This is a genomic window from Agrobacterium bohemicum, assembly GCF_001562555.1.
Lineage (GTDB): Bacteria > Pseudomonadota > Alphaproteobacteria > Rhizobiales > Rhizobiaceae > Agrobacterium > Agrobacterium bohemicum.
Genome location: NZ_KQ961023.1, coordinates 612,963 through 637,051, shown reverse-complemented (window position 1 = coordinate 637,051; position 24,089 = coordinate 612,963). Strand labels below are relative to the sequence as shown.

The window sequence follows — 24,089 nt, the reverse complement described above, 5'->3', positions numbered from 1 at the left end:
TAAAGCTTTGTCGTCATAATCTGGACCCAGATTATGCAGCAGTGTGCGCCGATCTAACGATTGGCGCGCTTTCTTTTTCGGGGCATCCCATACATGATGCGACAGTACGAACTCGTTGAGCGGGTTCAAAAATACAAGCCTGAAGCCAATGAGGCCTTGCTGAACAAGGCCTATGTCTATGCCATGCAGAAGCATGGTCAGCAAAAACGCGCAAACGGCGATCCGTATATTTCGCATCCGCTGGAAGTCGCGGCCATTCTCACCGAAATGCATCTGGACGAATCGACGATTGCGGTTGCCTTGCTGCATGACACGATCGAGGACACCAGCGCCACGCGCGCCGAAATCGATGAACTCTTCGGCGAAGACATCGGTCGGCTCGTTGAAGGTCTGACGAAACTCAAGAAGCTCGACCTCGTTACCAAGAAGGCCAAACAGGCCGAAAATCTTCGCAAGCTGCTGCTGGCGATTTCCGATGATGTGCGCGTCCTTCTCGTGAAGCTGGCAGACCGCCTTCACAATATGCGCACCATGGAGCATATGCCGGAGGACAAGCGCAGCCGTATCTCCGAAGAAACGATGGAAATCTATGCGCCGCTTGCGGGCCGCATGGGCATGCAGGATATGCGCGACGAGTTGGAAGACCTTTCGTTCCGCTACCTCAATCCTGAAGCTTTCGAGACTGTCACCAAGCGCCTTCAGGGTCTGGAAGAGCAGAATCAGGGCCTCATCAAGAAGATCGAAGACGAATTGCGTGAACTGCTTGTCGCCAATGGTGTCGAGGGCGCTTACGTCAAGGGACGGCAGAAGAAACCCCATTCGGTTTTCCGCAAGATGCAATCGAAGTCACTGTCCTTCGAGCAGCTTTCCGATGTCTACGGCTTCCGTATTCTCGTGCCCGATCTTCCCGCCTGCTACCGGGCGCTCGGTATCGTTCACACCCGCTGGCGTGTGGTTCCGGGGCGGTTCAAGGACTATATCTCGACGCCCAAGCAAAACGACTATCGTTCCATCCACACCACCATCGTCGGCCCGTCGCGTCAGCGTATCGAGCTGCAAATCCGCACGAAGCGGATGCATGAAATCGCCGAATTCGGCATCGCCGCGCACTCGCTGTACAAGGACGGGCAGATCGGCAATGGCGACGTGCTATCACCCGATTCCAACGCATATTCCTGGCTACGCCACACCATCGAGGCTTTGGCCGATGGAGACAGCCCGGAAGAGTTTCTGGAGCACACCAAGCTCGAGCTTTTCCAGGATCAGGTCTTCTGCTTCACCCCCAAGGGCAAGCTCATCGCGCTGCCGCGAGGTGCCACGCCAATCGATTTCGCCTATGCCGTTCACACCAATATTGGCGACACCACGGTTGGCGCCAAGATCAACGGGCGGATCATGCCGCTGGTCACGCGCCTGAACAATGGCGATGAGGTGGAGATCATCCGTTCCGGCGTGCAGGTTCCGCCTGCCGCGTGGGAAGAGGTAGTGGTTACAGGCAAGGCGCGCTCCGCCATTCGCCGCGCCACCCGCATGGCCATCCGCAAGCAATATGCGGGCTTGGGCTACCGAATTCTGGAGCGCACCTTCGAGCGCGCCGGCAAGCCGTTTTCACGCGAAGGGCTAAAGCCCGTGCTTCACCGCCTGGCGCAGAAGGACGTCGAAGACGCCATCGCAGCGGTTGGTCGCGGCGAAGTATCGTCGCTTGATGTGCTGCGTGCGGTCTATCCTGATTATCAGGATGAGCGCGTGACTGTGAAGATGACCGGTGATGACGGCTGGTTCAACATGCGCAGCGCGTCCGGCATGATTTTCAAGATACCGGGCAAGTCGCGTTCAGTTCTGGAAGATGACGGCGCCGCCGAGGTCATCGATGATCCCGATCCACTGCCGATCCGTGGTCTTTCCGATAATGTCCAGGTGCATTTCGGCGCAGCCGGTGCTGTTCCCGGAGATCGCATCGTCGGTATCATGGAAAAAGGCAAGGGTATCACGATCTATCCGATCCAGTCGCCCGCGCTGCAACGGTTCGATGACGAGCCGGAACGCTGGATCGATGTGCGCTGGGATCTGGACGAGGCCAACAAGTCACGCTTTATGGCTCGTGTGATGATCAATGCGCTGAACGAACCGGGTACGCTCGCCTCCGTCGCGCAATCCATCGCAACGCTGGACGTGAACATTCGCGGTTTGAACATGGTGCGCATCGGCACCGACTTTTCCGAATTGGCACTCGACATCGAAGTATGGGATTTGCGCCAACTCAACCAGCTTCTGTCGCAGATGAAAGACCTAGACTGCGTCTCTACGGTCAAACGTGCCTTCGATTGAGGCAAATTTGCTTAGAAAACGATCAATGAGGTCGTCGTTATGCGTTGAGCGCATGGCAGCGGCCTTGTCCTGTCTGTAGTCAAAGGCGATAAACCGGACTATTTTCAGTTTCAGAAATCAAGAGAAAACAAACGGCTCGCCGGGCATGACCCGAAGATGTGGCCGTTCAATCTGAAAAGGAAAACAAGATGTTTGGACCTCTCCGTAAGATCGCCCGCGCTGTTCGTGGCAAGACGACTCAGGAACGTGAATTCGATTACCTCAGCGATTCCGTATCGCGCATTGACCTGGAGTTCCGCCAGCGCGAAGTCGATCGTGGCATGTTCCGCAAGTAATGCAAAAATGCATACCGGCTATGTCGGTGTGAAATAGGGTGAGCGCATATGAAATGCGCTCTTCGGATTTAAGCAGTGGTTTCGCCCTTGGCGTAATCGAAACGATGCAATAAGTTCTGCCTATGCCGTTTCGTCGCCGTAAACCCGTTGGACCCCTTGAAAGACTGCGCGCCGTTCTCTGGCCGAGCATGGGCTTTCGCCGTTCGCTTCGTTATCTGAAGCTGAGGCTCGTGCGGCTGTCGGCATCTCCCTACTCCGTGGCGGCGGGCGTTGCGGTGGGTGTGGCAGTCGCATGGACGCCGTTTCTGGGCGTGCACATCATCATCGCCATGGCGATTGCTTTCGTTTTGCGCGCCAACCTTGTTGCTGCCGCTCTCGGCACGACCTTTGCAAATCCTCTGACATTTCCGCTGATTTGGGCCGCGACATGGGAACTCGGCCATGTCATGCTCGGGCGTAACGGTGACAATGTTGCCGGGCAGTTGGATTTTGTCTCCATTTTCAGCCACATGAACTTTCTCCATTTGTGGGGCCCGGTGCTGGAACCCATGACGGTTGGCGCACTAATTCCTGGAACGCTGTCTGCCGCCGTCGCTTATTTCAGCGTTTACGCCATCATTCGCGGGGTCAGAGCGCAAAAGCACCAGATGCTGACGCAGCACGTGGCAACCCGACAAGCGGCATTGGGTACAAGTGAATGATCATAGGCATGGGCAGCGACCTCATCGACATCAGGCGCATCGAAACCTCTCTCTCGCGATTTGGCGACCGCTTCACCCAACGTTGTTTCACAGACATCGAACAGGCCAAGTCCGATGGACGGAAGAACCGGGCAGCGTCTTACGCCAAACGTTTCGCTGCGAAGGAGGCCTGTTCGAAAGCGCTTGGAACAGGGCTTGCACAGGGCGTTTTCTGGAAAGACATGGGTGTCGTGAACCTGCCGAGCGGCAAGCCGACGATGCGGCTGACCAATGGCGCGGCAACACATCTTTCAAAGCTTTTGCCGGACGGACACGAGGCGGTTATTCACCTCACCATCACCGATGAATTTCCTTATGCGCAGGCGTTTGTGATTATCGAGGCTCTCCCGGTAACCAAATAACGTCAAATTCCGTCGCCAAGGCGGTTTAGGCCTAGTGCATACGATGGAAACGCTTCCCTTTACCCTTGAAAGGTTCTAGAGAAGTCCGTCGAAAATGAAGAACGAGCAGGCAGGTCTTAAGTGTCCGAAAAAGCTGAAAAGAAGCAAAGCGCCCTCTGGGAAAACGTCAAGGTCATCGTGCAGGCGTTGCTCCTGGCAATGGTCATCCGCACCGTCCTTTTCCAGCCTTTTACCATCCCGTCCGGCTCCATGATGCCGACGCTGCTGGTGGGTGACTACCTGTTCGTCAACAAGTTCTCCTACGGCTATTCGAAATATTCGCTGCCGTTTTCGCCTGATCTTTTCTCCGGACGCATTTTGCAGTTCAGCGAGCCAAAGCGTGGCGACGTGGTGGTGTTCCGCCTGCCGCCAAATCCCGATGTTGACTACATCAAGCGCCTTGTCGGTCTGCCGGGCGACCGCATTCAGGTCACAAACGGCGTGCTGTTCATCAACGGTGCTCCAGTTCCGAAGCAGGCAGACGGCGCATTCACGTCTGACTATCGTGCTGATCCGGGCGCAAACGTTCCGGTTTTCCGCGAAACATTCGATAATGGCGTGACGTTCGACACGCTCGACCAGTCCCCTGACTCCCGTGGTGACAATACGCGCGAGTTTCTGGTCCCCGAAGGTCACTACTTCATGATGGGCGACAACCGCGACAATTCGCTGGACAGCCGCTTCGACGTTGGTTTCGTGCCTGCTGAAAATCTGATTGGCCGCGCAAGCGTCATCTTCTTCTCGCTTGGCAACGATACGCCATTCAGCCGAGTCTGGGATTGGCCCGCCAATATGCGCTGGGACCGCCTGTTCAAGGGCGTGAAATGAGCAAGGTCAAGTCGCTTTCGGCGGAGGAAATCGGCCGTCTGGAAGCCCTTATCGGATATGAATTCAAGGAAAAGGCCCGGCTCGACCGGGCCTTGACCCATGCAAGTGCCAGCGCTGGCAAAACCGGAAATTACGAACGGCTGGAATTTCTCGGCGACCGCGTGCTGGGCCTGTGCGTTGCCGAACTGTTGTTCACCACGTTCCGCAACGCCACCGAGGGCGAGCTTTCCGTGCGTCTGAACCAGTTGGTCAGCGCCGAGTCCTGCGCAGCTATTGCCGATGAGATGGGTCTGCATCTGTTCATTCGCACCGGTGCCGACGTCAAGAAACTGACCGGCAAGGCTATGCTGAACGTGCGCGCCGATGTGGTGGAAAGCCTCATCGCCGCCATTTACATCGATGGTGGTCTGGAGGCAGCACGCGCCTTCATTTTGAAATACTGGAACAAGCGTGCCACCAGCGTCGATGCTGGACGCCGTGACGCAAAGACCGAACTGCAGGAATGGGCGCATGCGAAATTCGCAGCCACGCCCCTTTACAGGATTGACGACCGCACCGGACCGGATCACGATCCAAGCTTCACGGTGACGGTGGAAGTGCCCGGCGTGAAGCCGGAAACGGGCGTTGATCGCTCCAAACGCGCTGCCGAGCAGGTTGCTGCGACGAAATTATTGGAACGCGAAGGCGTTTGGCAGAAATCCTCTGCCGCAAACTGATTGGATACCCCATGACCGAGCATGAGATTGACGCGACGCCGTCAGAAGAAACCGTTGCAACCAGACCGACCCATTCCGGCTTCGTTGCGCTGATCGGCCCGACAAATGCGGGCAAGTCGACCCTGGTGAACCACCTCGTTGGCGCCAAGGTTTCCATCGTTAGCCACAAGGTGCAGACGACGCGCGCCGTGATGCGCGGCATCGCGATCCACAACAACGCCCAGATCGTGTTCATGGACACGCCCGGCATCTTCAAGCCCCGCCGCCGTTTGGACCGCGCCATGGTCACGTCCGCATGGGGTGGTGCCAAGGACGCCGACATCATTCTCCTGCTGATCGACAGCGAGCGCGGCCTCAAGGGCGATGCACAGACCATCCTCGAAGGCCTGAAGGATGTGAAGCAGACGAAAATTCTCTGCCTGAACAAGATCGATCAGGTCCAGCGTGAGGATTTGCTGAAGCTGGCGTCTGCTGCAAACGAGATCGTCAATTTCGACCGCACCTTCATGATTTCTGCGACCAATGGTTCGGGTTGCGACGACCTGATGAACTATCTGTCAGACGAGTTGCCGGAGGGTCCTTGGTATTATCCGGAAGATCAGATTTCCGATCTGCCCATGCGCCAGCTCGCTGCTGAAATCACCCGCGAAAAGCTGTTTCTGCGGCTGCACCAGGAGCTTCCCTACGCATCCCACGTCGAAACGGAAACGTGGGAAGAGCGCAAGGATGGCTCGGTGCGCATCGAGCAGGTCATCTATGTCGAGCGCGAAAGCCAGAAGAAGATCGCTCTTGGCAAAAACGGCGATGCCATCAAGGCCATCTCGTCATCTTCGCGCAAGGAACTTTCGGCAATTCTCGAACAGACCGTACACCTCATCCTGTTTGTGAAGGTGCGCGAGAATTGGGGTGATGACCCGGAACGTTTCCGTGAAATGGGTCTCGAGTTTCCGCGGAACTGATTGTCCACGGCGGAGCCGGTTCGGTTTCCGGGTGAATGCTCTGATAGCCTTATTGATTTCGTTGTTTATGGATCATCATGTCGCCCAAAAAGCCAAACGGAATGTCGACTACGCCCTGCGAGCAGTGTCCTTTGCGCGGCCTCAAATATTTCCGTGACTTCACGCCCACGGAGCTGGATTTCGTCTCCCGCTTCAAAACCGGTGAGCTTTCCGTGGAGCCGGGCGCGATCGTGTTGATGGAAGGCTCTCACAGCGCCCATCTCTATACGATTTTGCAAGGTTGGGGCTTTCGCTACAAAACACTGGAAGACGGTCGCCGCCAGATCCTCAACTATCTCATGCCGGGCGATCTCGTAGGCTTGCAGGGTACGGTGATGGGTGAAATGCAGCACTCCGTCGAGGCTTTGTCTCCCATCACGCTTTGCGTTTTCGAGCGCGGACGACTGAACAGCCTTTTCGGCGACCATCCCTCGCTTGCCTATGACATCACCTGGATCGCGGCCAGCGAAGAACGCATGCTGGACGATCACTTGCTCAGCATCGGACGACGCACGGCATTGGAGCGGGCTGCCTATCTTCTGGTTTTTCTTTACAACAAGGCTGTCAGGGTAGGGCTTCTGGAAAAGAATGGTCCTATACCGGTCACACAGCAGCACGTCGCAGATACACTCGGACTGTCCATCGTTCACACCAACAAGACGTTGCGCAAGCTCGCAGACCGGGAATTGATTCGCTGGACTGACAAAGGCTGTATCGTGCTGGATGATGCAGCCTTGGCGCAAACAGCCGGCTGGGAACCGGATTTCCGCAATTCCAGGCCGTTTATTTAGAAAAACCTGATGTAAATCCGTTCCTTTTTGATATGTCTTTTTTAAATGACGTAGGCAGAGTGATCTGCGATGTCATAGGAATTGGTTCCGTGAATGTTCACGGATTTTTTTGCCACGCCATGCGTGGCCAGAGAAAGATAAAATATGTTGCCTCAACGGGTTCTCATCGTAGAGGACGAGTATCTGGTTGCCATGGATGTCGAAAGCTCTCTTCAATCCATGGGCGTAAAAACCATCGATATCGCCACCACCTTGTTTCAGGCCAAGGAAGTCCTTCTGAAGGCGAAACCTGACTGCGTGCTGCTTGACGTCAGCCTTTCGGATGGCATGAGCTATGAGCTTGCACGTCATTTGAGAGAATATTCGATACCGTTCGGCTTCGTCAGCGGGTATGGAGATACCAGCGGCTTTCCTCCGGATTTCGCTGACTGCCACCTTCTGGACAAGCCGTTTGGCGAGCTGGAGTTGCGAGCATTCGTTACGAAAATCATGGCATAACGAAACCAAGCGCTCCTGCACCGCACCTGATATAGTCGGGCGTGAATCGGCATATGAGCAAAACAATCCCATGCAGTGGCAGGACGATGCAATCATTCTTGGCGTAAAGCGTCACGGCGAAACAAGTGTTATCGCCGAGTTGATGACGCGCACGCGCGGGCGCTATCTCGGCCTCGTCCGCGCGGGGCGCTCACGCAGCATGCAGCCCGTGCTTCAGCCGGGAAACAGGGTGGATGTCATCTGGCGTGCGCGACTGGACGATCACTTGGGCGAATACCGGATAGAACCTTTGCAATTGAGGGCTGGTCAGCTGATGGAAACCGCGACCGCCGTTTACGGCGTGCAGGCCATGGCCGCCCTGTTGCGCCTTTTGCCGGAACGCGATCCGCACCCCCATCTTTTCGAAGCCCTCGATGTCATCCTCGACAATCTCTCCGATCCTGCCGATGCGGGTGAACTGTTCGTGCGCTTTGAGCTTGCCGTGCTGGATGATCTTGGCTTCGGGCTGGATCTGAAGGAATGCGCAGCAACCGGATTGCGCAACGATCTGGTCTATGTTTCGCCAAAAACCGGCAGGGCGGTGTGCCGCACTGCGGGTGCACCCTATGCTGACAGGATGCTGGCGCTGCCGGAGTTTTTAAGCGATGAGCATTCCAAGGCAGCAAACAGCGAAAGCCTCGCCGCGGCCTTTCGCCTGACAGCATATTTTCTCAATCGACACGTGTACGAACCGCGAGGCCTTAACGAGAATTCCACGCGTGATGGTTTCGTTCAGGCGGCATTGAAGGCGTTGGACAAGGCCGGCTGACGACCGTTTCTATGCTATTGCTGGCCTGACGACCGCCCGTTCCTCAATCGGCCAATGCACCACGGCGGCAAAAAGTCCCATGGCAACGCCCAGCCACCACACTATGTCGTAGGAGCCAAGCTTGTCGTAAAGAAAGCCCCCCAGCCAGACGCCGAGGAACGAGCCGATCTGGTGCGACAGAAACACCACGCCGCCGAGCATGCCGAGATGGCGTGTGCCGAACATGATGGCGACAAGGCCATTTGTCGGTGGCACGGTGGAAAGCCAGAGAATACCCATCACAGCCGCGAAAATAATGACCGATAGTGGCGACTGCGGCAAAAGCAGAAATGCGGTAACGGCAATCGAACGACCGATATAGATATATGCCAGAAGATAGGGCTTGGAATATCGCTGGGCAATAAAACCTGCTGCCAGCGATCCGGCAATATTGAAGAAACCGATCAGGGCCATGGCGATGACAGCATAGCGTGGCTCGATACCAATATCGCCGAGATACGCCGGAAAATGCGCAGTGATAAATGCCACCTGAAAGCCGCAGACCAGAAAGCCCGTCGCCAGCAGCAGATAGCTTTTGTGTCCCAGCGCTTCTTTTAATGCTTGTCCTGCCGTCTGCTGAAACTGAGCCTGAGATTGTGTGCCGGATGAGGAGTTGCCGCGCAACGGCCATGCCAGCAGTGGCACAAGCAACATCATCGCCGCTAGCCAGACGAGGCTGTCAGACCATCCATAGTTGGTGATCAATCCCTGGCTGATGGGTGCAAAGATGAACATGCCCGCAGACCCGGCAGCCGTGCCGATACCGAACGCCATGGAGCGTTGATCCGGCGTGACGTGACGCGCAAAAGCCGAGAGAATCACACTGAAGGAACCCGCAGCGATGCCAAGCCCGACGAGCACGCCGCCGCCAATATGTAGCCACAAGGGTGAAGTGCCGATCGACATGCAGACAAGCCCTGCAGCATAGACCAGGCCTGAGAGTACCAGCACTCGCCCAGTCCCGTATTTGTCAGCCAGCGCCCCGAAAAACGGTTGTCCCAGCCCCCAGAAAAGGTTCTGCAGCGCCATAGCAAAACCGAAGGTGGAGCGATCCCAACCCGTATCGGCCAGCATCGGTAGCTGAAAGAAGCCCATCGCCGAACGGGGACCAAAGGTCAAAACCGCAATCAGCGAACCAGTCGTTATGATGAGCCACGGCATCGGGTTGGTGGAAGAGGCGGCGATACGGGACAAGGGCATTATCTCCAGACAGGAAATGAAGTTTACATTTTGCCGAAGTGTTTCACCAACGACTTTTCTTGACCCCTATATCAAGGCTATTGATGAGCAATGTTGATGTTGGAGAATGCGCGATGAAACAGAACATCTATGACGATCCGGGTTTCTTCTCCCGCTACAGCGCGATGCCGCGCTCTACCGGAGGATTGGAGCAGGCAGGGGAGTGGCATGAGCTGCGCGCGATGCTGCCGTCCTTCGAAGGCAAGGAAGTTCTGGACCTGGGGTGCGGTTTTGGCTGGCACTGTCGCTATGCCATGACGGAAGGAGCAAGCCGGGTGGTCGGCGTCGATCTGTCGGAGAACATGCTGGAGCGCGCAGCAGAGATCAACGGTGGACCAAATATCGAATACCGGCTTGGGGCCATAGAGGATATCGGCTTTCCATCAGAGAGTTTCGATATCGTCCTCAGCTCGCTTGCTCTGCATTACGTGCGGGACCTCGAGGAAAGCTTCAAGACAATCTTCGACGTGCTCAAACCGCAGAGCGCTTTTGTCTTTTCCATCGAGCATCCGGTGTTCACGGCGCTGGAAAAGCAGGACTGGTACTACGGGAAAGACGGCGAGGTGTTGCACTGGCCGCTGGACAACTACCAACAGGAGGGCGAGCGCCATTCCAACTGGATGGCGGATGATATCGTCAAGTATCATCGGACGGTGTCGAGTATCGTCAACGGGCTGATCGCCGCTGGTTTCGCGATTGAAAAACTGGCCGAACCCAAGGCCGATGCGGCCTTGATTGCGGAGCGACCGGACATGGCAAACGAAAATCGCCGCCCGATCTTCCTGATCGTGGCAGCCAGAAAGCCCTGATCAGCCGCGCCTCTTGAACGCCCAGCCTTCCGGGCGTTCCTCGACAATCGTCGCAACGTCCCCCACCGCGATCGATCCCTGGCCGCGCGGGGTCACGTTCCATCCGAATAGCGGTCCGGGTACGCGGCGGTCGGCGGACATGCGCAGGCGGCCCATGGCTTTCATGGGGGATGGGCCTTCGCGGGAGCCGGTTTTTTGGTCCTGGGTGGTCATGATACAGCGCGCGCAGGGTTTGACGAGATCGAAGCGGATGCCGTTGATGGCAATTGCCGCCCAGCGGTCCTCGGCCCAGGGATCATCGGTTTCCAGCACGATATTGGGGCGAAAGCGCTCCATGCCGACACTGTCTTCACCGTTGGCGGCCATGTTTTCGTTGAGTGCAGTCAGCGATGCGGTGGTGGTGACGAGGATCTGATATCCATCTGCGAAAGTGACAGGCGTGTCGTTGCTGGTCCATTCGAGATTTGCCGTGCGGCTGGACTGCTCATCGAAGAAGACCAGCTTCATATCCCGGCCAAACCAGCTGGACAGCGCCGCATTGACGTCATCGGTTGCCACGGCGCTGCTGACGATGGAGTTCCACACCGTTGCATCGATGCGCGTGTCAGAGGGCGTGGCGATTAGATGCCCCTTGCCATCGATGGAAAGATGGAGGCCTTCTTGCCCGGTTTTCACCGTGAGCGTGGCGATTTGTGGCAACTCGCGCTGGGTGATGAAGCGCCCGGCGGGATCGACCAGCATGGCGCGTCGGTCGCCGGGCAGGCCCTCGGCGCTGATTTGGCTCTCGGCCAGCGAAATGCCACGAGCGCTTTTCAGTGGGTAGATGTTGAGTTCGGTAATGCGCATCATGGCCTCATATCTCATCCAGAAACAGGTCGAGCACCTGCTGCAACCGTTCGTGCCGCGTTTCGGCGATCTGTCGTCCGGTTTCTGTCTGGAAACCTTCCGTCAGTTTGAACAGCTTGTTCTCGAAATGGTCGATGGCAAAGCGCCGGTCGTCAAGCGGACGGTTTTTTGCCAGGGGATCGGCGGGATCGTAAAGTGCTGACCCCAGACGTCCGGCGACGTAGAAGCAGCGGGCAGCGCCCACCATGCCGATGGCATCCAGCCGGTCCGCATCCTGAAGGATTTTTGCCTCCAGAGTTTCAGGCGGGATATTGGCGGAAAAACTATGGGTCAGGATGGCGTGTGCGACAGCTTCGATGTCCGAATCGTTCCAGCCCATATCACGCAGAATGCCCGAAGCTTTTTCCGCCGCAAGCCTAGAGGCCTGTGCTCGCAACGGCGAATTTTTTTCGACGGCAACGCAATCATGCAGCAAAACACTTGCTGCCAGCACCACGCCATTGCCGCCCTCCTGTGTGTGAATGCGCATGGCATTGCGGAACACGCGGTGGATATGCGCCAGATCATGCGATCCGTCATCACCTTCAGCCGCATGCGGTATCAGCGTTTCGGCAAGCTGCTCGTAAGGCGCAAAGGCATTTGCCTGCATGTGATTCCCCCGTCTTGACCGTTGCTTTTAAGACGCGAGGAAAGCAGGCGCAATTACCCTTGCGCTTCCTCCGCTTTGGGTTGGGCGGTCAAAATCTTCTGGTAGAAAAGACCGATGCCGATCAGCACGACGCCGAGGCCGATGAAGGACAAAGCGCGTAGCACGCCTTCCAGATTGCTCATATCGATCAGGAAAGCCTTGGCGACGGCAAGAAACACCAGAGCCGCCGAGGCCAGCCGCAGGCTTTTCGCATTGAAGCGCGACCCGAGAATGAGCAGCAACACGCCAATGGCCAGCCAGACGACGGAATAGCTATAGGTTTCTCCCTGAAGGAAGCCCTTCCAGTCCGCTATGTTTTCGCCCTGCCAGAACCGGCGAACCGACAGTGTTGCCCACGCAAAGCCGAGTGCCGCACCGGAAAGCGCCAGCAGCGTGACATAAAGCGCAGGGCGTTTGCCGCGTGCATACCAGGCCAGACCGCCATAGGCCACCGCCGGAAGCAGGTAGCCGATCAGCAGCAGATTGAGGAGCGGCCACGGCCCGGTGCTTTCACCGGTAAAGTAAGGGTTGAGGGCAAAGAAATGCGCCACCAGCACATTGAACATGGCGATGACGCCCGCTAGCATCGAGCCGTAACGAAAAATCGGGCTTGGGCTTTTCATATCAAGCGTCATCAACACGCCGGACATGCCGATGGTCAGCAGCGTGTAGATCGACTGTTCGCCCAGCGTCGGCACGGTATCTGACAGAACGCCGCCGTTCATGGCATGGCGAACGAGGATGGCGATAGCCAATAGCCCCATGAGGCTGGCAATGGCTTGCAGGAAGTTGCGCACACGCACGCCGGGCCAGCCGCGCAGCAACCATGCGGATGCGATGGCAAGCAGGGCCGGAACGCCGTATCCCGGCAAAAGCGCGTTGAAAACAGGCGTCGTCCCAAGGTTCTGCGGACCGACGATGGTCGGCTCCCAGGCGATGCGGCCCAGTACGAAAAGGCAGGCCAGCGCCATGGTCCACGGCAATGCCGCCCAGGAACTGCGTTGTGCTCCAAGCACATAGGCAAAGCCAATGACGGGAATGAGAAGGGTGGTGGCAAGCCCTGACGTCAGCGTGTGAACGGTGAAGGTGAAAGCCAGGAAGGAGCCGAGAACCATGACATTGATGGGCGCGATGAAGGCGTCATCCCGTTTCAGGTCCAGCCGGTAGGCGCCACCCAGCAGCACCAGGCCGATCGATAAACCATAGGCCGCATGCAGCCAGTCGCGGGTAAGATTGCCAAATTCCACGAAACTGATGATGCCGAGACCCAGCGGAACGACCGCGCCGATGATGGCCCAGAGAGTTCCGAAAGAGGGGTCTTTCGATGTCTTCCGTCGTATCGCCTCGAAGGAAAACAGGAGAAAGAGAATGCCCATGATCCGGGTCACGGGTCCCTGCACCGCATCGTTGATACCGACGGCGGACAGCGTCGTAGTACCATCACCCAGCGTCGGCAGGTAATTGACGCCGAAGCCTGCCAGCAGATTGGCGCAGCCAAGAGCTGCCAGCGATGCGAAGATGGCGGGCCAGACGGCATGGTTGCGCCCCGCACCCATTGCTGCCAGACCCAGAACGAGAACCGCCATTGCAAAGGCCGGATGCATCGTTACACCGGTTTCTATGACAGAAAATGCGAGAGCCGGTAACACGATGGCCAGAGATAGGGTTACGTTGAGATTGGACGGCGGCCTGCTCAGCAATTCCGCGATAGCGGGGAAATAGCTGTCCGAACGGGGCGCATACGTGCTGAGGTTGCGGGGTTGGCCGTGGTATTTTCCGGGCCAGACCCATATCGAACCGGCAATCATCGCAACAAGGCTGGCGATGACGGGTTCCGCCTCGATAACCGGCGTAAATATCATGTAGCCAACGGCCCAAAGGCCAAGGCCGACATTGGCAAGTGCGGGAACGAAGTGCCAGCGCTGTGTACGGGAGGCAGCCGCTGTGGCAAGCCATGACACGGTAAGAAAGCCGAACAGCGCCCAGATATTCGGGCTTTCGGTGGAAATCAACGCCGGTGTGACCATGGAGCCGAGAAGGCCGAGCCCGGCAAGCGCCTGACCATGCAACAGCGACAGGGCCAACGTTGCGAAGGCGACCAGCGCCAGAAGGATGAACGCGGTCGTGGGGCCGATATAGTCGTAAATACCGTAGGCGGCATAGGTAACGCCGAACAGGGTCAGTGCGCCCGCTGCCGTTAATACCCCCGGTATCATCGCGTTGGAGTATGCGGTGGCAATGCCGGGAACCGCCTTGCGACGGATCGCTTCGCCGGCCGCGGCCAGCAAGATGCCAAAGATTGCCGCCATGGCAAGGCGGACGGCAGGGCTGATAAGACCGCTCTCGATGGAGTATTTGACAAGGAAAATGCCGCCGAGCGCCAGCGCCAGACCGCCAGCCCAAACCGCCCAGCGTGCGCCGAGCTTGCTCTCGAAGCTTTCCTTCGGACGAGCGGCTGCTGGAAGCGTGAAGGTTTCAGCGTCTTCTTCCGTCAGCTTCTCATCAGGGACAGCCTGTGCGGCAACAACCGGGGTTTCTTCGGATGCATCGTGTGGCGCAACATCAGCCTGGAACGCTGCGGGCAAAGTTTCCTGTTCTTCTACGGCTGGCGCGTCCTGCGTGGGGAGGGCGACCACCCCGCCAGCAGCGATCTGCGCTTTCAGCTTCGTCAACTCCGATTCGACAAGCAAAAGCCGTCTGGAGTTTTTGATGCTGGCATTCAACGTGTAAAAGAAGGCAACGACGTAGCCAACGATAAGCAGAAACAGGAACAGTGTCATAAGAACCCCGAATATGGTCCTGTTTTTTAAGCCTTTTCTAACGGCTTATGCAAGGCCGGTTGTGGGTGTCGCACTTATCCACCGCTTGGCAAGTTCGACATCGTCCAGCCCCAGTTCATGTCCCAGCGGCAGAACCGTCACTTCGGCATCGGCGCCGCTGCGGATCAGGTGCTCCCTCAACGCGTCGGCTCTGTCGCGGTAGCGGTCCGTTTTGCCCGCCGCCAGTGTCAGGCGTTTGCCGGAGAGATCGGCATCCGGCCAGTGCGTCAGCACCGGCATTGGTCGCAAAAGTAGGGTATCTGCGGCAAATTCGGGGTAAAGCGCAAAGAAGGCGGCGAGGAAATTGGCGCCGTTGGAATGGCCGATGAAGCGCAGCTTTGCCTTATCGATATCATAAACGCGCAGGGCATCATCCATGAAGGCGGCAAAGGCTTCCGCTTCCGCCACGATGTCCTTCTGATCGAAGGTCGAATCGGCAAAGCGCCGAAACCAGCGAGCAATGTCTTCTTCCGTGCTGCGTCCGCGAACGCCGAGCAGCGTCGCATGCGGATTGGCCTTGTGAGCTAGAGCCATGAGGCTGGTTTCACTGCCGCCGGAACCGTGCAACAGAATGATTGTGCTGCCATCCGGCTCGGCAGGCGTGTAGAACCGGTGCACGAAAGGCAGGTCGCGATAGATGACGCGTTCTTCTCCGGGCATCGAAAACTGCGGTAACGCCACGCGCACATCCTCTTCGTCGCGCATGAAAAGCGGCGGGATGAACAGTTCCTCTCCCAATGTTTCCAAAGGTTCATCCACCGTCATGCCAGGCGCATCGGTCGCCATTTCGATCAGCACATCACCGGGTTCTCTGACGTAGAGAGAGGAGAAATACTTGCGGTCATGCGCGTTGGTGGTGGAGGAGTTGAGGGATTTCAGCGCCCGAAGCGTTTCGTTCAACTCATCCATATCAGCGGCACGAAAAGCGATGTGATCGACCGTGCCGGTGCCGGGCGCGCTGGACCAGAAGCCCGTCGCATCCCGGATATCGATGATGTCGCCCGTTGCTGACGCCATACGGCGAATGGCGCCGTGCTGGCTGTTGCGCTCATAGCCGAAATACCGCGCCAGAAAGCGCTCGGTTTCCTCCGGCACTTCGCTCAACATCGTCGCACCACGGATGCGACGAATGGCATGTTCCAGCGGAATGCCGGGCGCTTCGTGTGGCGTTGCGATAGGGAAGGCGGTGGTGCCGACCAGCTTGAGAATAAGGCCGTCAGGGTCTTTCAGACGAATGACGGGTTCACCGAATTCCTCCATCGGACCTTCGGTGCGGATGCCCGCAGAAAGTGCCCGTGTCAGCCAGAAGCCAATGCTGGCGGGGTCGATGGCAAGCGAGACCTCCAGCGTCTGGCCATAGCCAACCCGGCCGCGCGCGCCGTCCTCCCAGACGAGAAAGGTCATGAGAGAACCGGGCGAGGCGGCGTGATCGCCGTAAATCAGGTGAAGCTGCATGGCATCTTCAAAACCGGCAGTCCGCTTGACCAACCGCAGGCCGAGAAAGCCCGCGTAGAAATCCACATTGGCCTGCACCTTGCGGGTAATCATGGTGATGTGGTGGATGCCAAGGCCTGATGCCATGAATTTGTCTCCCGTGTCTCTGTCTGCATCCTATGTCCTTCGGCGCGGGGTTTTTCGCAATCCCGTGATTTGAGAACGATGCGTCTCCATTGTGAACAATCGCGTGACGATGATGACGATTTGCTCAAATACACCCTTCTAACGCTCATCAAAGCAGCGATGAGACTATAATTTAATCATATCTTTTTCGTGATCAAAAAATACGCTATTAGCGCTTGCCATCCCGGAAGAAATTGAGTTGTATGGCCTCAATATAAAAAATGCCTCCAGGGGGAGTATCGGATGTTGAAGCGTAGGCTGTTTGCAAGAACGGCGGCTATGGCCGCTCTTGGTATGTTCGCAGGTATCTCGATACCATCAGCGCCAGCCTACGCGGAAACACCCATCAAATTTACATTGGACTGGAAATTCGAAGGTCCATCTGCCGGTTTCCTGCTGGCGCTGGACAAGGGCTACTTCAAGGCCGAAGGGCTTGACGTGACCATTGACAGCGGCAACGGCTCGGTTGAAGCCATTCCGCGTGTCGCGACTGGGGCCTACCAGATGGGCTTCGGTGACATCAATTCCGTCATGAAGTTTCTGGACGAAGACCCCACCCAAAAGGTGAAGGCCGTCTATATGGTCTATGAGCGTCCGACATTCGCGGTCGTCGGTCGCAAATCCCTGGGTGTGACGGGCGATCCGAAATCCCTGGAAGGCAAGAAGCTCGGCGCGCCGCCGCCGGATGGCGCCTTTGCTCAGTGGAAGGCGTTCAAGCAGGTCGCGAAGATCGACGACAGCAAGATCGACATCCAGTCCATCGGCTTTCCGGTTCGTGAGCCGATGCTGGCGAAAGGCGATGTGGACGCCGTTTTCGGCTTTGCCTTTTCGGTCATCCTGAACCTGAAGGCCCAAGGCATTGCGGATGACGACATTTCCACCATTCTGATGGCAGAACATGGTCTGAATCTTTATGGCAACTCCGTGTTGGTAAACACTGATTTCGCAGAGAAAAACCCGCAAGCCGTGAAAGGCTTCCTGAAGGCGCTGGCAAAGGGCTTTGCCGACTCGGTCAAGAACCCGGAAGAGGGCGTAGCAGCGGTCTTGAAGCGCAATGAAACGCTCAACACCGACATCGAATTGCAGCGCCTGAACATGGCCAATGCCATGAACATCAAGACACCCTATGTCATCGAAAACGGCATGGGCGGGGTTGATCCTGCCCGTCTGGCAGCTTCCATCGAAACGCTGAAAGTCTCGGTTGGATTGAAGGGCAATGTGAAGGCTGAACAGGTCTTCGACGCCAGCTACCTGCCGCCGAAGACAGAGCGCATGCTGCCTTGATTGGATAAGGGTAGCCCACACACCGCCCCGCTCGTCATGCTCGGGCTTGACCCGACTAATCGTTGCGTTTGTCTCGACGGTTGGATCCTCGGCTCAGAGCCGAGGATGACGTAGAATATCGGGTAACGTTTCCGACACCTCCTAAACGCACTGAAAATTGGAACTATAGGAACAGGCATGCCTCATCTCGTCGAAATCGATGGTGTCGACATGCGCTACGGTGGCGCTGCCGGAACACTTGCCGTGTCGGGCCTCGATCTGACCGTTGACAAGGGTGAGTTCGCCGCCGTCGTCGGCCCTTCAGGTTGCGGCAAGTCAACCTTGATGAAGCTCGTTACCGGTCTGCATATTCCGCAAAAGGGCCACGTCATCGTTGCTGGCAGCCAGGTAACGAAGCCGGTGTCGATCGTCGGCATGGCGTTTCAGAACCCCACCATGCTGCCATGGCGCACGACGCTGGAAAACATTCTGCTACCGCTGGAAATCGTTGAAAAGCACCGTCGCAGGCTACGGGCGAACAAGGCGGAATATGTCGCCAAGGCTGAGCACCTGCTTGATATCGTCGGCCTCAAAGGCTTCGGCTCGAAATTTCCATGGCAATTGTCAGGCGGCATGCAGCAACGCGCCAATCTGTGCCGTGCGCTGATCCATGAACCGGAACTGTTGATGCTGGACGAACCCTTCGGCGCTCTGGATGCCTTCACACGCGAAGAACTCTGGTGCGTGATTCGCGATCTGCATGCAGCCCAGGGTGTCACCATCATCCTCGTGACGCATGATTTGCGCGAAGCGACATTCCTGGCTGACAAGGTCTTCGTCATGAGCGCGAGGCCGGGCAGGGTGTTGGCGCAACATCATGTGCCTTTCGCACGCCCGCGCCAGCTTGATCTCATGTATGAGAAGGACTTCAACGACATGGTCCAGCGCCTTCACGGTGAAATTGCGCAGGCGAGGGTGCCTGCATGAGCGCTTCAGCCCAGCCAAACAAGCCGCTGATGGACCGCATCAATTGGGTGAAGGCCGCGCCCTGGCTTTATACGCTGACGTTGTTTCTGCTCTGGGAGCTGTCGGTCTACGCGCTGAAAATGCCCCAGACCATTTTGCCATCGCCGGTGCGCGTCGGGCAGGCCATCATTCAATACTGGTCGCCGATCTGGAAGAATTCGCTACAAACGCTTTATACGACGACGCTCGGCTTTGCGCTTGCGGTCGTTGCAGGTCTCGCTATTGGCCTTTTCATCGGCTGGTCAAAAACCATTTATGCCGGGCTCTACCCGCTGATGATCGGTTTCAATGCCGTTCCCAAGGTTGCGCTGGTGCCCATTCTCGTCATCTGGTTCGGCATTGGCACCGTGCCTGCGGTGCTGACGGCGTTTCTAATTTCCTTCTTTCCCATCGTCGTCAATGTCGCCACCGGTCTTGCCACCATCGAGCCTGAGACCGAAGATGTGCTACGGGCGCTAGGGGCCAAGAAGATGGACATCATGCTGAAGGTGGGCATTCCGCGCTCCATGCCCTATTTCTTTGGCTCGCTGAAAATCGCCATCACACTAGCCTTCGTCGGCTCTGTCGTCTCGGAAACCGTTGCTTCCAATTACGGCCTTGGCAATATGATGAGCTCAGCCCAAAGCCAGTTCAACGTTCCCTTGGTGTTCGCTGGCCTGCTGATGCTGGCGGTGGAAGGCATTGCCATGTACGCGGTCATGGCCTGGATCGAAAAACGCATGACCGGCTGGGCACACCGCTCGACCATGGGGCAGTAATCACAAAAAGGCCGGTCATGATCGGCCTCCTGTTGCATGTTCTACTGCGCGGGTTGTTCGCTGATCTGCGCATCCCTCTCGTCGAATGCCAGCTTCAGTGACTTCGTCACCGCACGCGTTGTCACGAAGAAGTTTTCGCTGCGCGCCCAGTAACGCAAGGTCAGGGTCGCACTGTCATTGGTGACGGTATCGATGAACGTCGTGGGTGCCGGGTCAAGCAGCACACGGCTGTCCGAACGAGCGATGTCCAACAGCATATCCTGCGTCTCCTTGAGGCTCTCGCCCTTCGGTACCGTCACACTCAGCTCGTGACGACGGGTGGGAAAGCGGCTGTAATTGGTAATCGGCACGTTCCACAAGGTGGAATTCGGTGCCAGGCGGTAAAGCCCGTCGCTGGTTTTCAACTCTGTGGCAAACAGGCCGATTTCAACGACCGTACCAGTTACGGCACTTGTTTCGATATATTCGCCGACGCGGAAAGGACGCAGAACCAGCAGCATGATGCCTGCCGCAATATTCTGCAGCGTGCCCTGAAGTGCCAGACCAACGGCCAGACCGGCTGCACCGAGCGCGGCCAGAATCGAGGCGGTCTGTACGCCGAATTGTCCAAGAACCATGACCAGGACGAGGATGAGGACGATGTATCTGACAGCACCTGAGAAAAACCGTGCCAGCGTTTCATCGAAACCGCGTATGCGCGAAAGACCCTCAAAGGACCAGCGCTGCAACAGCATTGCGGCAATCCAGCCGACGATAAGGAGAAGGATAGCCCCGACGATCGAGAAGGAATATTGAACCATCAGTGCGCTTGCCTGGCGCAATGCCGCCTGAGATGCGACGAGGATATCGGTAGCCTGCTGGTCCATAAAAACTGCCTCTGTTCAATGTGTTTAATTTCGTAACGAACGATACCCGGCAGAGTTCCGCTTTTTTTGCGATCACGCCTGAAGCGGCAAAACGAAAGGTACGTTGCCATCGGTATCCGCACCGCGCCCTATCGTCTTGATCGCCGCGATCAGCGCGCCGCCACGACCCAGCAAACGGTCGCCGATTTCAATAATACGGGTGTTGGGCGTGGCGAAGGGGGAAACGCTGCGAAGCCGCGCGGCCAGAACAGCATCGTCCTGTTCCGGGTGGACCGTCAGCGAGACGATGACGGCCGCTGCCGGGGAGCGGGAAATGCCCATCCAGCAATGGACCAAAAGCGGCGCGGATTGATCCCAGCCATGAGCGAAGTCGATCAATTGCTGCACATGCACGTCATCGGGTGCGATCAGCTTGTCGGTGCCCTTGAAGGAAATATCGTTCATTTGCAGCGTCAGATGGCGCTCGGCAGCGATGACGGCAGGGCGGTGAAAAGCCTGCTCCTTGGCGATCAGCGTCACCATTTCGCGTGATTTGTGACGAACAGCCATTTCCGCAATTCTGGAAAGCGGCGACACAACGATAGCACTCATGGCTTTTCTTTTCTTAGCAGTTCGATGGTCTCGAAGCGTTCGACGAAACGGCGTTGTGCTTCCAGCGCCGGCATCGGGTCGATGTCGATCATGTCTTTGGTGATGCCGCGTGGCAGTCCGAAAAACTTCTGCGCCTCCACCATCGAAAACCCGGCAAGCTCGGTCGCCTCAAAGTAAGCCGCCACCGTGTCTGCCTTCTTGATGCGGTCTTTCAGATCGCGGCTGGCATGCGGCGGCAGGCCGAAACGCAGATGCACGGCCGCCTCCAGCCGCTTTTCCACACTCTTGTATCCGCCACCCACCACCGATTTGAAGGGGGAAATCATATCGCCGATGACATATTCCGGCGCGTCATGCAGCAGCGCCATCAACATGTGCTCGGGCGTAGCCCCTGCATCCATGCGGCAGAAAATGGTCTCGACGATCAGGCTGTGTTGAGCCACCGAGAAGGCCTGGTCGCCGCGGGTTTGGCCGTTCCAGCGTGCCACGCGCGCAAGGCCGTGGGCGATATCGGCAAGCTCGACATCGAGAGGAGAGGGGTCCAGCAGGTCCAGTCGGCGGCCGGACAGCATGCGTTGCCACGCACGCGGAGTTTTCGCAGCCGCCACCCTCAGTCCTCCGCGCTCGCTGTCGGGTCTGTGGCGGGAAAGCTGAGGCCACTCCATGCGGGCAGGGTGACGATAACGGTGACGCCGCCTGCGGTGATGTCGGCACCCGACGCCATCGCATCGGTAGCGCGATCCGTGCGGATGATGGCGAGCCCCGTTGTTCCGAGAACGGTTCCGAGGGTGCCGATGGGTTTGCCACCTGCGATGATTTCGGTGCCGGTTGCTGGCAGGTCTGCGCTGGCGGTGACGGTCACCACACGCCGTCTTGCCGTGCCCCGGTGCTTCATCCGTGAGACGACTTCCTGCCCCACGAAACAACCCTTCCGGAAGGAAACGCCGTCATTCACGTCCATCAGCACATCGTGCGGAAAGGCATCGTTCAGCGCGTAATCGGCGCCTGCCACGACCACACCGTTGGCAATGCGCAACGCATCATATGTGGATGCTTCACCGGATGCGCCGGAACCCGGAACCCGGTAAAGGTCGATACCCGCTTTTGCAAAGCGGCTGTCCTTGACGGATCCCTCCGGGCCGCTTTCATCCCAGAATACGCTCACACCCTCAACGTCACCTACCGCCAAATCCACAGGTGCGCGCAGCTTGTACATGGTCAGGCGGCGAAGCAGGGTATCCTGCTGATCTGCGCCGGTTTCCAGAACATAGTCAACGCCATCGCGCCAGATCAGGAATTCGAACATGATCTTGCCCTGCGGTGTCAGCAGCGCACCGGCGCGAGCTTCACCGTCAGGGAGCGATTCGAGATCGGGGGTAATCAGGTTCTGCAGAAAATCCGTGGCTCCGGTGCCGGAAATACGGATGAATCTGCGATCTGGTAAATAGGCGGAGGGCATGGGCGTTACCGTTCGGGTTTGTTGTCACCCGAACAGTTAGGGTTTTTGACGCGCTACGGCAAGCGTAAGCGGCTAGTCGCCCGCGGTAAAGAACTTCCACTGGCCGTCAGGCGATATGCCGATGCGGTAAAAGCTGTAATTGCCGTATTCCTGCATGTCGGCCAGATCGCCAGCGGTGATGATGCGCAGCAGTTCCACCTTTTCCGGGGTCGTCAGGGTGGTGAGCGACTTTCCGGCGAAATAGGGGAAGACATACATCTCGTCAGGCGTGCCGACGTCGACATGCGCGTAACCAACGGACAGGAGGTCGATGATGATGGCCAGAACTTCCAGCCCATCTGGATCGCCGGAAAAGCTTTTGAGCGCGGCAATCGGGTCATTGCCACTGTCGCCATCCACACGCGCCTGATTGGGGCCGGGATTGACGAGCGGGCGCAGTTTTTCAATGTCTCCAGTGGAGGCAGCGTCGATGATCAATTGGCGCAGACGGCGAACCGGCTCTGGTGCCTTGCTGATGTTATGCTCGATCTGTGTTGAAATCGCCGGCGCGTCGGGCTTGTCAGGCGCTGCCTGCTGCCCGGATGAGCGGTTTACCAGCGGGTCCGGCATGGGAATGCCATCCGAATCGCCTTCTACTGCTTCAGGCTCGACCGGCTGCTGCTTTTCTGTCGGCTTTTCGTTCTCGCTTGCGGCGTCCGGCGCTGGTCGAAGCTCGGACAGAGCATAGGCGCTATGGGGAACGCTGACGAATGCCAGCGAAAACATCAAGCAAAGCGCGGCAGAAGACCGCAAAAGCCTCTTGCTGGAGCAAGACATGAATGAACCCCGACTTACTGAATGATACGAAGAGGAGAGAATTCGCCCTCGAGCATGCGCTGGCGCAGCGATTCGAGCATCGCTTCAGCGCCTGCCTCGCCATGCATACGGATGGTTTCGCGCATGGCCAGAGCAATAGCGGCGTCGGCGATGATCTCCGGCTCGATGCCATCGGCCATACCATCGGCCCATGCTTCGTTCTGATGTTCCAGCGCGACCTGCATTTTTTCATGCACGATCATATCGTGGATTTCGTTACGGCTTGTTTGCATCTTTCATCCTCGACAGGCAGGCAACTCGTTACCACCCTGTTAACAACTCTAACAGTCTTTTATCAAAACGGCACGGCCTGCAGCCAAAAGAGGTTAATAAACCTCTAATTTCCAAACCTAGACGCTATTTCTTGTGCCAGTGTTGCGCCTTCGTTACGGTATTTCTCTTCTGCTGCGATTGCAGCGGGCGTGCAGGCCGTGTGCACCGCCGCAAACGTACGGTAACCGCGATTGAAAGCGGCGGTCATGCGTTGTTTGCGGTGTGGTTCGCTGGCCGTATCTGCGGCAAGCAGATCGTTCATCGATTTGCGCCATTCTTCCGAACCGGACGCCGGACAGATCGTTCGCAGATATTGGACAGCCCCCAGAATTTCCGACAGCCGAGCCATCTGGCTATCGTAGGGCGCGGGCTTGTCGACCGGCGCTGGCGGCGGCACTGACTTTACGGACGGCTGCGCGCCAACCTGCGACGCCAACGGCAAGCACATGCCGAGGCCACAAAGAAGAGAGAGCAAAATCCGTCGTTTCATCAGTT

The 24,089-nt window shown here is 57.4% G+C and carries 26 protein-coding genes; 14 read left to right on the top strand and 12 right to left on the bottom strand.

Going from position 1 to position 24,089, the window contains the following annotated elements; all coding sequences use genetic code 11:
• Window positions 1-93 precede the first annotated feature (93 nt).
• From ATO67_RS03125 to recO, 10 genes are all read left to right on the top strand, one after another.
• The gene (locus ATO67_RS03125) at window positions 94-2,328 is read left to right on the top strand and encodes a RelA/SpoT family protein (protein ID WP_067644291.1); all 2,235 of its coding nucleotides are present in this window, start codon (window positions 94-96) and stop codon (window positions 2,326-2,328) included.
• Between the two features lie 188 nt (window positions 2,329-2,516).
• Complete coding sequence (locus tag ATO67_RS22255; protein ID WP_077106133.1) at window positions 2,517-2,663, top strand: DUF3563 domain-containing protein; 147 nt, start codon at window positions 2,517-2,519, stop codon at window positions 2,661-2,663.
• A 122-nt stretch (window positions 2,664-2,785) separates the two neighbouring features.
• Window positions 2,786-3,364: a DUF2062 domain-containing protein gene (locus ATO67_RS03120; protein WP_067644078.1), complete on the top strand. Its 579-nt coding sequence runs from the start codon at window positions 2,786-2,788 to the stop codon at window positions 3,362-3,364.
• Window positions 3,361-3,765 (top strand): holo-ACP synthase, encoded by a 405-nt coding sequence (gene acpS, locus ATO67_RS03115; RefSeq protein WP_067644075.1) that lies wholly within the window; start codon window positions 3,361-3,363, stop codon window positions 3,763-3,765. Before ATO67_RS03120 ends, acpS begins: the two co-directional genes overlap by 4 nt.
• A 120-nt stretch (window positions 3,766-3,885) precedes the next feature.
• Complete coding sequence (gene lepB / locus ATO67_RS03110) at window positions 3,886-4,632, top strand: signal peptidase I (protein WP_067644071.1); 747 nt, start codon at window positions 3,886-3,888, stop codon at window positions 4,630-4,632.
• Window positions 4,629-5,348, top strand: coding sequence for a ribonuclease III (gene rnc / locus ATO67_RS03105; protein ID WP_067644068.1), 720 nt, complete (start codon window positions 4,629-4,631; stop codon window positions 5,346-5,348). Before lepB ends, rnc begins: the two co-directional genes overlap by 4 nt.
• A gap of 11 nt (window positions 5,349-5,359) precedes the next feature.
• Window positions 5,360-6,307, top strand: a complete 948-nt coding sequence (gene era / locus ATO67_RS03100; protein ID WP_067644065.1) for a GTPase Era — start codon at window positions 5,360-5,362, stop codon at window positions 6,305-6,307.
• A gap of 77 nt (window positions 6,308-6,384) precedes the next feature.
• Window positions 6,385-7,137 carry a Crp/Fnr family transcriptional regulator gene (locus ATO67_RS03095; protein ID WP_067644062.1) on the top strand — a complete coding sequence of 251 codons (753 nt, stop codon included), beginning with the start codon at window positions 6,385-6,387 and terminating at the stop codon, window positions 7,135-7,137.
• 144 nt (window positions 7,138-7,281) lie between these two features.
• A complete protein-coding gene (locus ATO67_RS03090) occupies window positions 7,282-7,635 on the top strand; it encodes a response regulator (RefSeq protein WP_067644059.1) in 354 nt (117 codons plus the stop codon).
• A 70-nt stretch (window positions 7,636-7,705) separates the two neighbouring features.
• Complete coding sequence (gene recO / locus ATO67_RS03085) at window positions 7,706-8,443, top strand: DNA repair protein RecO (protein ID WP_067644056.1); 738 nt, start codon at window positions 7,706-7,708, stop codon at window positions 8,441-8,443.
• 9 nt (window positions 8,444-8,452) lie between these two features.
• Here the strand turns inward: recO and ATO67_RS03080 are convergent, their stop codons facing one another.
• Entirely contained in the window at window positions 8,453-9,643 is a 1,191-nt protein-coding gene (locus ATO67_RS03080; protein ID WP_425352177.1) for an MFS transporter, read from the bottom strand.
• A gap of 152 nt (window positions 9,644-9,795) precedes the next feature.
• Between ATO67_RS03080 and ATO67_RS03075 the strand changes: the two genes are divergently transcribed.
• Window positions 9,796-10,530: a class I SAM-dependent methyltransferase gene (locus ATO67_RS03075; protein ID WP_067644053.1), complete on the top strand. Its 735-nt coding sequence runs from the start codon at window positions 9,796-9,798 to the stop codon at window positions 10,528-10,530.
• Here the strand turns inward: ATO67_RS03075 and ATO67_RS03070 are convergent, their stop codons facing one another.
• The 4 genes from ATO67_RS03070 to ATO67_RS03055 are packed head-to-tail and all read right to left on the bottom strand — an operon-like array spanning window position 10,531 to window position 16,464.
• On the bottom strand, window positions 10,531-11,376 hold the full coding sequence (locus ATO67_RS03070; protein WP_067644286.1) for an MOSC domain-containing protein: 846 nt from the start codon (window positions 11,374-11,376) through the stop codon (window positions 10,531-10,533). It abuts the gene before it with no gap.
• Between the two features lie 7 nt (window positions 11,377-11,383).
• Complete coding sequence (locus ATO67_RS03065; RefSeq protein ID WP_067644050.1) at window positions 11,384-12,025, bottom strand: HD domain-containing protein; 642 nt, start codon at window positions 12,023-12,025, stop codon at window positions 11,384-11,386.
• Between the two features lie 53 nt (window positions 12,026-12,078).
• Window positions 12,079-14,844: a DUF2339 domain-containing protein gene (locus ATO67_RS03060; RefSeq protein ID WP_067644047.1), complete on the bottom strand. Its 2,766-nt coding sequence runs from the start codon at window positions 14,842-14,844 to the stop codon at window positions 12,079-12,081.
• A gap of 45 nt (window positions 14,845-14,889) precedes the next feature.
• A complete protein-coding gene (locus ATO67_RS03055) occupies window positions 14,890-16,464 on the bottom strand; it encodes a VOC family protein (RefSeq protein ID WP_067644044.1) in 1,575 nt (524 codons plus the stop codon).
• A 282-nt stretch (window positions 16,465-16,746) separates the two neighbouring features.
• On the opposite strand from ATO67_RS03055, the gene ATO67_RS03050 reads away from it, so the two are divergent.
• The 3 genes from ATO67_RS03050 (at window position 16,747) to ATO67_RS03040 (ending at window position 19,550) form a co-directional block, all read left to right on the top strand.
• On the top strand, window positions 16,747-17,787 hold the full coding sequence (locus ATO67_RS03050) for an ABC transporter substrate-binding protein (protein ID WP_067644042.1): 1,041 nt from the start codon (window positions 16,747-16,749) through the stop codon (window positions 17,785-17,787).
• Between the two features lie 177 nt (window positions 17,788-17,964).
• A complete protein-coding gene (locus ATO67_RS03045) occupies window positions 17,965-18,753 on the top strand; it encodes an ABC transporter ATP-binding protein (protein ID WP_067644040.1) in 789 nt (262 codons plus the stop codon).
• Window positions 18,750-19,550: an ABC transporter permease gene (locus ATO67_RS03040; RefSeq protein WP_067644037.1), complete on the top strand. Its 801-nt coding sequence runs from the start codon at window positions 18,750-18,752 to the stop codon at window positions 19,548-19,550. Before ATO67_RS03045 ends, ATO67_RS03040 begins: the two co-directional genes overlap by 4 nt.
• Before the next feature lie 41 nt (window positions 19,551-19,591).
• On the opposite strand, the gene ATO67_RS03035 is transcribed toward ATO67_RS03040, so the two are convergent.
• From ATO67_RS03035 to ATO67_RS03005, 7 genes are all read right to left on the bottom strand, one after another.
• Entirely contained in the window at window positions 19,592-20,416 is an 825-nt protein-coding gene (locus ATO67_RS03035) for a mechanosensitive ion channel family protein (RefSeq protein WP_067644034.1), read from the bottom strand.
• Window positions 20,417-20,488: 72 nt separating this feature from the next.
• Complete coding sequence (locus ATO67_RS03030; RefSeq protein ID WP_067644031.1) at window positions 20,489-21,007, bottom strand: tyrosine phosphatase family protein; 519 nt, start codon at window positions 21,005-21,007, stop codon at window positions 20,489-20,491.
• Window positions 21,004-21,615, bottom strand: coding sequence for an HD domain-containing protein (locus ATO67_RS03025; protein WP_082760123.1), 612 nt, complete (start codon window positions 21,613-21,615; stop codon window positions 21,004-21,006). Before ATO67_RS03025 ends, ATO67_RS03030 begins: the two co-directional genes overlap by 4 nt.
• Window positions 21,616-21,617: 2 nt before the next feature.
• Window positions 21,618-22,466, bottom strand: coding sequence for a CAF17-like 4Fe-4S cluster assembly/insertion protein YgfZ (gene ygfZ, locus ATO67_RS03020; RefSeq protein WP_067644029.1), 849 nt, complete (start codon window positions 22,464-22,466; stop codon window positions 21,618-21,620).
• A gap of 72 nt (window positions 22,467-22,538) precedes the next feature.
• Complete coding sequence (locus ATO67_RS03015; RefSeq protein WP_067644026.1) at window positions 22,539-23,282, bottom strand: hypothetical protein; 744 nt, start codon at window positions 23,280-23,282, stop codon at window positions 22,539-22,541.
• A gap of 14 nt (window positions 23,283-23,296) precedes the next feature.
• Window positions 23,297-23,554: a hypothetical protein gene (locus tag ATO67_RS03010; protein WP_067644020.1), complete on the bottom strand. Its 258-nt coding sequence runs from the start codon at window positions 23,552-23,554 to the stop codon at window positions 23,297-23,299.
• 104 nt (window positions 23,555-23,658) lie between these two features.
• Entirely contained in the window at window positions 23,659-24,042 is a 384-nt protein-coding gene (locus ATO67_RS03005; protein WP_245303801.1) for a TIGR02301 family protein, read from the bottom strand.
• Between the last annotated feature and the right edge of the window lie 47 nt (window positions 24,043-24,089).

Excerpts from the sequence above, each read along its gene's own strand:
- ATO67_RS03125 (WP_067644291.1), top strand. The coding sequence starts at position 94 with ATGATGCGACAGTACGAACTCGTTGAGCGGGTTCAAAAATACAAGCCT.
- ATO67_RS22255 (WP_077106133.1), top strand. The coding sequence starts at position 2,517 with ATGTTTGGACCTCTCCGTAAGATCGCCCGCGCTGTTCGTGGCAAGACG.
- ATO67_RS03120 (WP_067644078.1), top strand. The coding sequence starts at position 2,786 with ATGCCGTTTCGTCGCCGTAAACCCGTTGGACCCCTTGAAAGACTGCGC.
- acpS (WP_067644075.1), top strand. The coding sequence starts at position 3,361 with ATGATCATAGGCATGGGCAGCGACCTCATCGACATCAGGCGCATCGAA.
- rnc (WP_067644068.1), top strand. The coding sequence starts at position 4,629 with ATGAGCAAGGTCAAGTCGCTTTCGGCGGAGGAAATCGGCCGTCTGGAA.
- era (WP_067644065.1), top strand. The coding sequence starts at position 5,360 with ATGACCGAGCATGAGATTGACGCGACGCCGTCAGAAGAAACCGTTGCA.
- ATO67_RS03095 (WP_067644062.1), top strand. The coding sequence starts at position 6,385 with ATGTCGCCCAAAAAGCCAAACGGAATGTCGACTACGCCCTGCGAGCAG.
- ATO67_RS03090 (WP_067644059.1), top strand. The coding sequence starts at position 7,282 with ATGTTGCCTCAACGGGTTCTCATCGTAGAGGACGAGTATCTGGTTGCC.
- recO (WP_067644056.1), top strand. The coding sequence starts at position 7,706 with ATGCAGTGGCAGGACGATGCAATCATTCTTGGCGTAAAGCGTCACGGC.
- ATO67_RS03080 (WP_425352177.1), bottom strand. The coding sequence starts at position 9,643 with ATGCCGTGGCTCATCATAACGACTGGTTCGCTGATTGCGGTTTTGACC.
- ATO67_RS03075 (WP_067644053.1), top strand. The coding sequence starts at position 9,796 with ATGAAACAGAACATCTATGACGATCCGGGTTTCTTCTCCCGCTACAGC.
- ATO67_RS03070 (WP_067644286.1), bottom strand. The coding sequence starts at position 11,376 with ATGCGCATTACCGAACTCAACATCTACCCACTGAAAAGCGCTCGTGGC.
- ATO67_RS03065 (WP_067644050.1), bottom strand. The coding sequence starts at position 12,025 with ATGCAGGCAAATGCCTTTGCGCCTTACGAGCAGCTTGCCGAAACGCTG.
- ATO67_RS03060 (WP_067644047.1), bottom strand. The coding sequence starts at position 14,844 with ATGACACTGTTCCTGTTTCTGCTTATCGTTGGCTACGTCGTTGCCTTC.
- ATO67_RS03055 (WP_067644044.1), bottom strand. The coding sequence starts at position 16,464 with ATGGCATCAGGCCTTGGCATCCACCACATCACCATGATTACCCGCAAG.
- ATO67_RS03050 (WP_067644042.1), top strand. The coding sequence starts at position 16,747 with ATGTTGAAGCGTAGGCTGTTTGCAAGAACGGCGGCTATGGCCGCTCTT.
- ATO67_RS03045 (WP_067644040.1), top strand. The coding sequence starts at position 17,965 with ATGCCTCATCTCGTCGAAATCGATGGTGTCGACATGCGCTACGGTGGC.
- ATO67_RS03040 (WP_067644037.1), top strand. The coding sequence starts at position 18,750 with ATGAGCGCTTCAGCCCAGCCAAACAAGCCGCTGATGGACCGCATCAAT.
- ATO67_RS03035 (WP_067644034.1), bottom strand. The coding sequence starts at position 20,416 with ATGGACCAGCAGGCTACCGATATCCTCGTCGCATCTCAGGCGGCATTG.
- ATO67_RS03030 (WP_067644031.1), bottom strand. The coding sequence starts at position 21,007 with ATGAGTGCTATCGTTGTGTCGCCGCTTTCCAGAATTGCGGAAATGGCT.
- ygfZ (WP_067644029.1), bottom strand. The coding sequence starts at position 22,466 with ATGCCCTCCGCCTATTTACCAGATCGCAGATTCATCCGTATTTCCGGC.
- ATO67_RS03015 (WP_067644026.1), bottom strand. The coding sequence starts at position 23,282 with ATGTCTTGCTCCAGCAAGAGGCTTTTGCGGTCTTCTGCCGCGCTTTGC.
- ATO67_RS03010 (WP_067644020.1), bottom strand. The coding sequence starts at position 23,554 with ATGCAAACAAGCCGTAACGAAATCCACGATATGATCGTGCATGAAAAA.
- ATO67_RS03005 (WP_245303801.1), bottom strand. The coding sequence starts at position 24,042 with ATGTGCTTGCCGTTGGCGTCGCAGGTTGGCGCGCAGCCGTCCGTAAAG.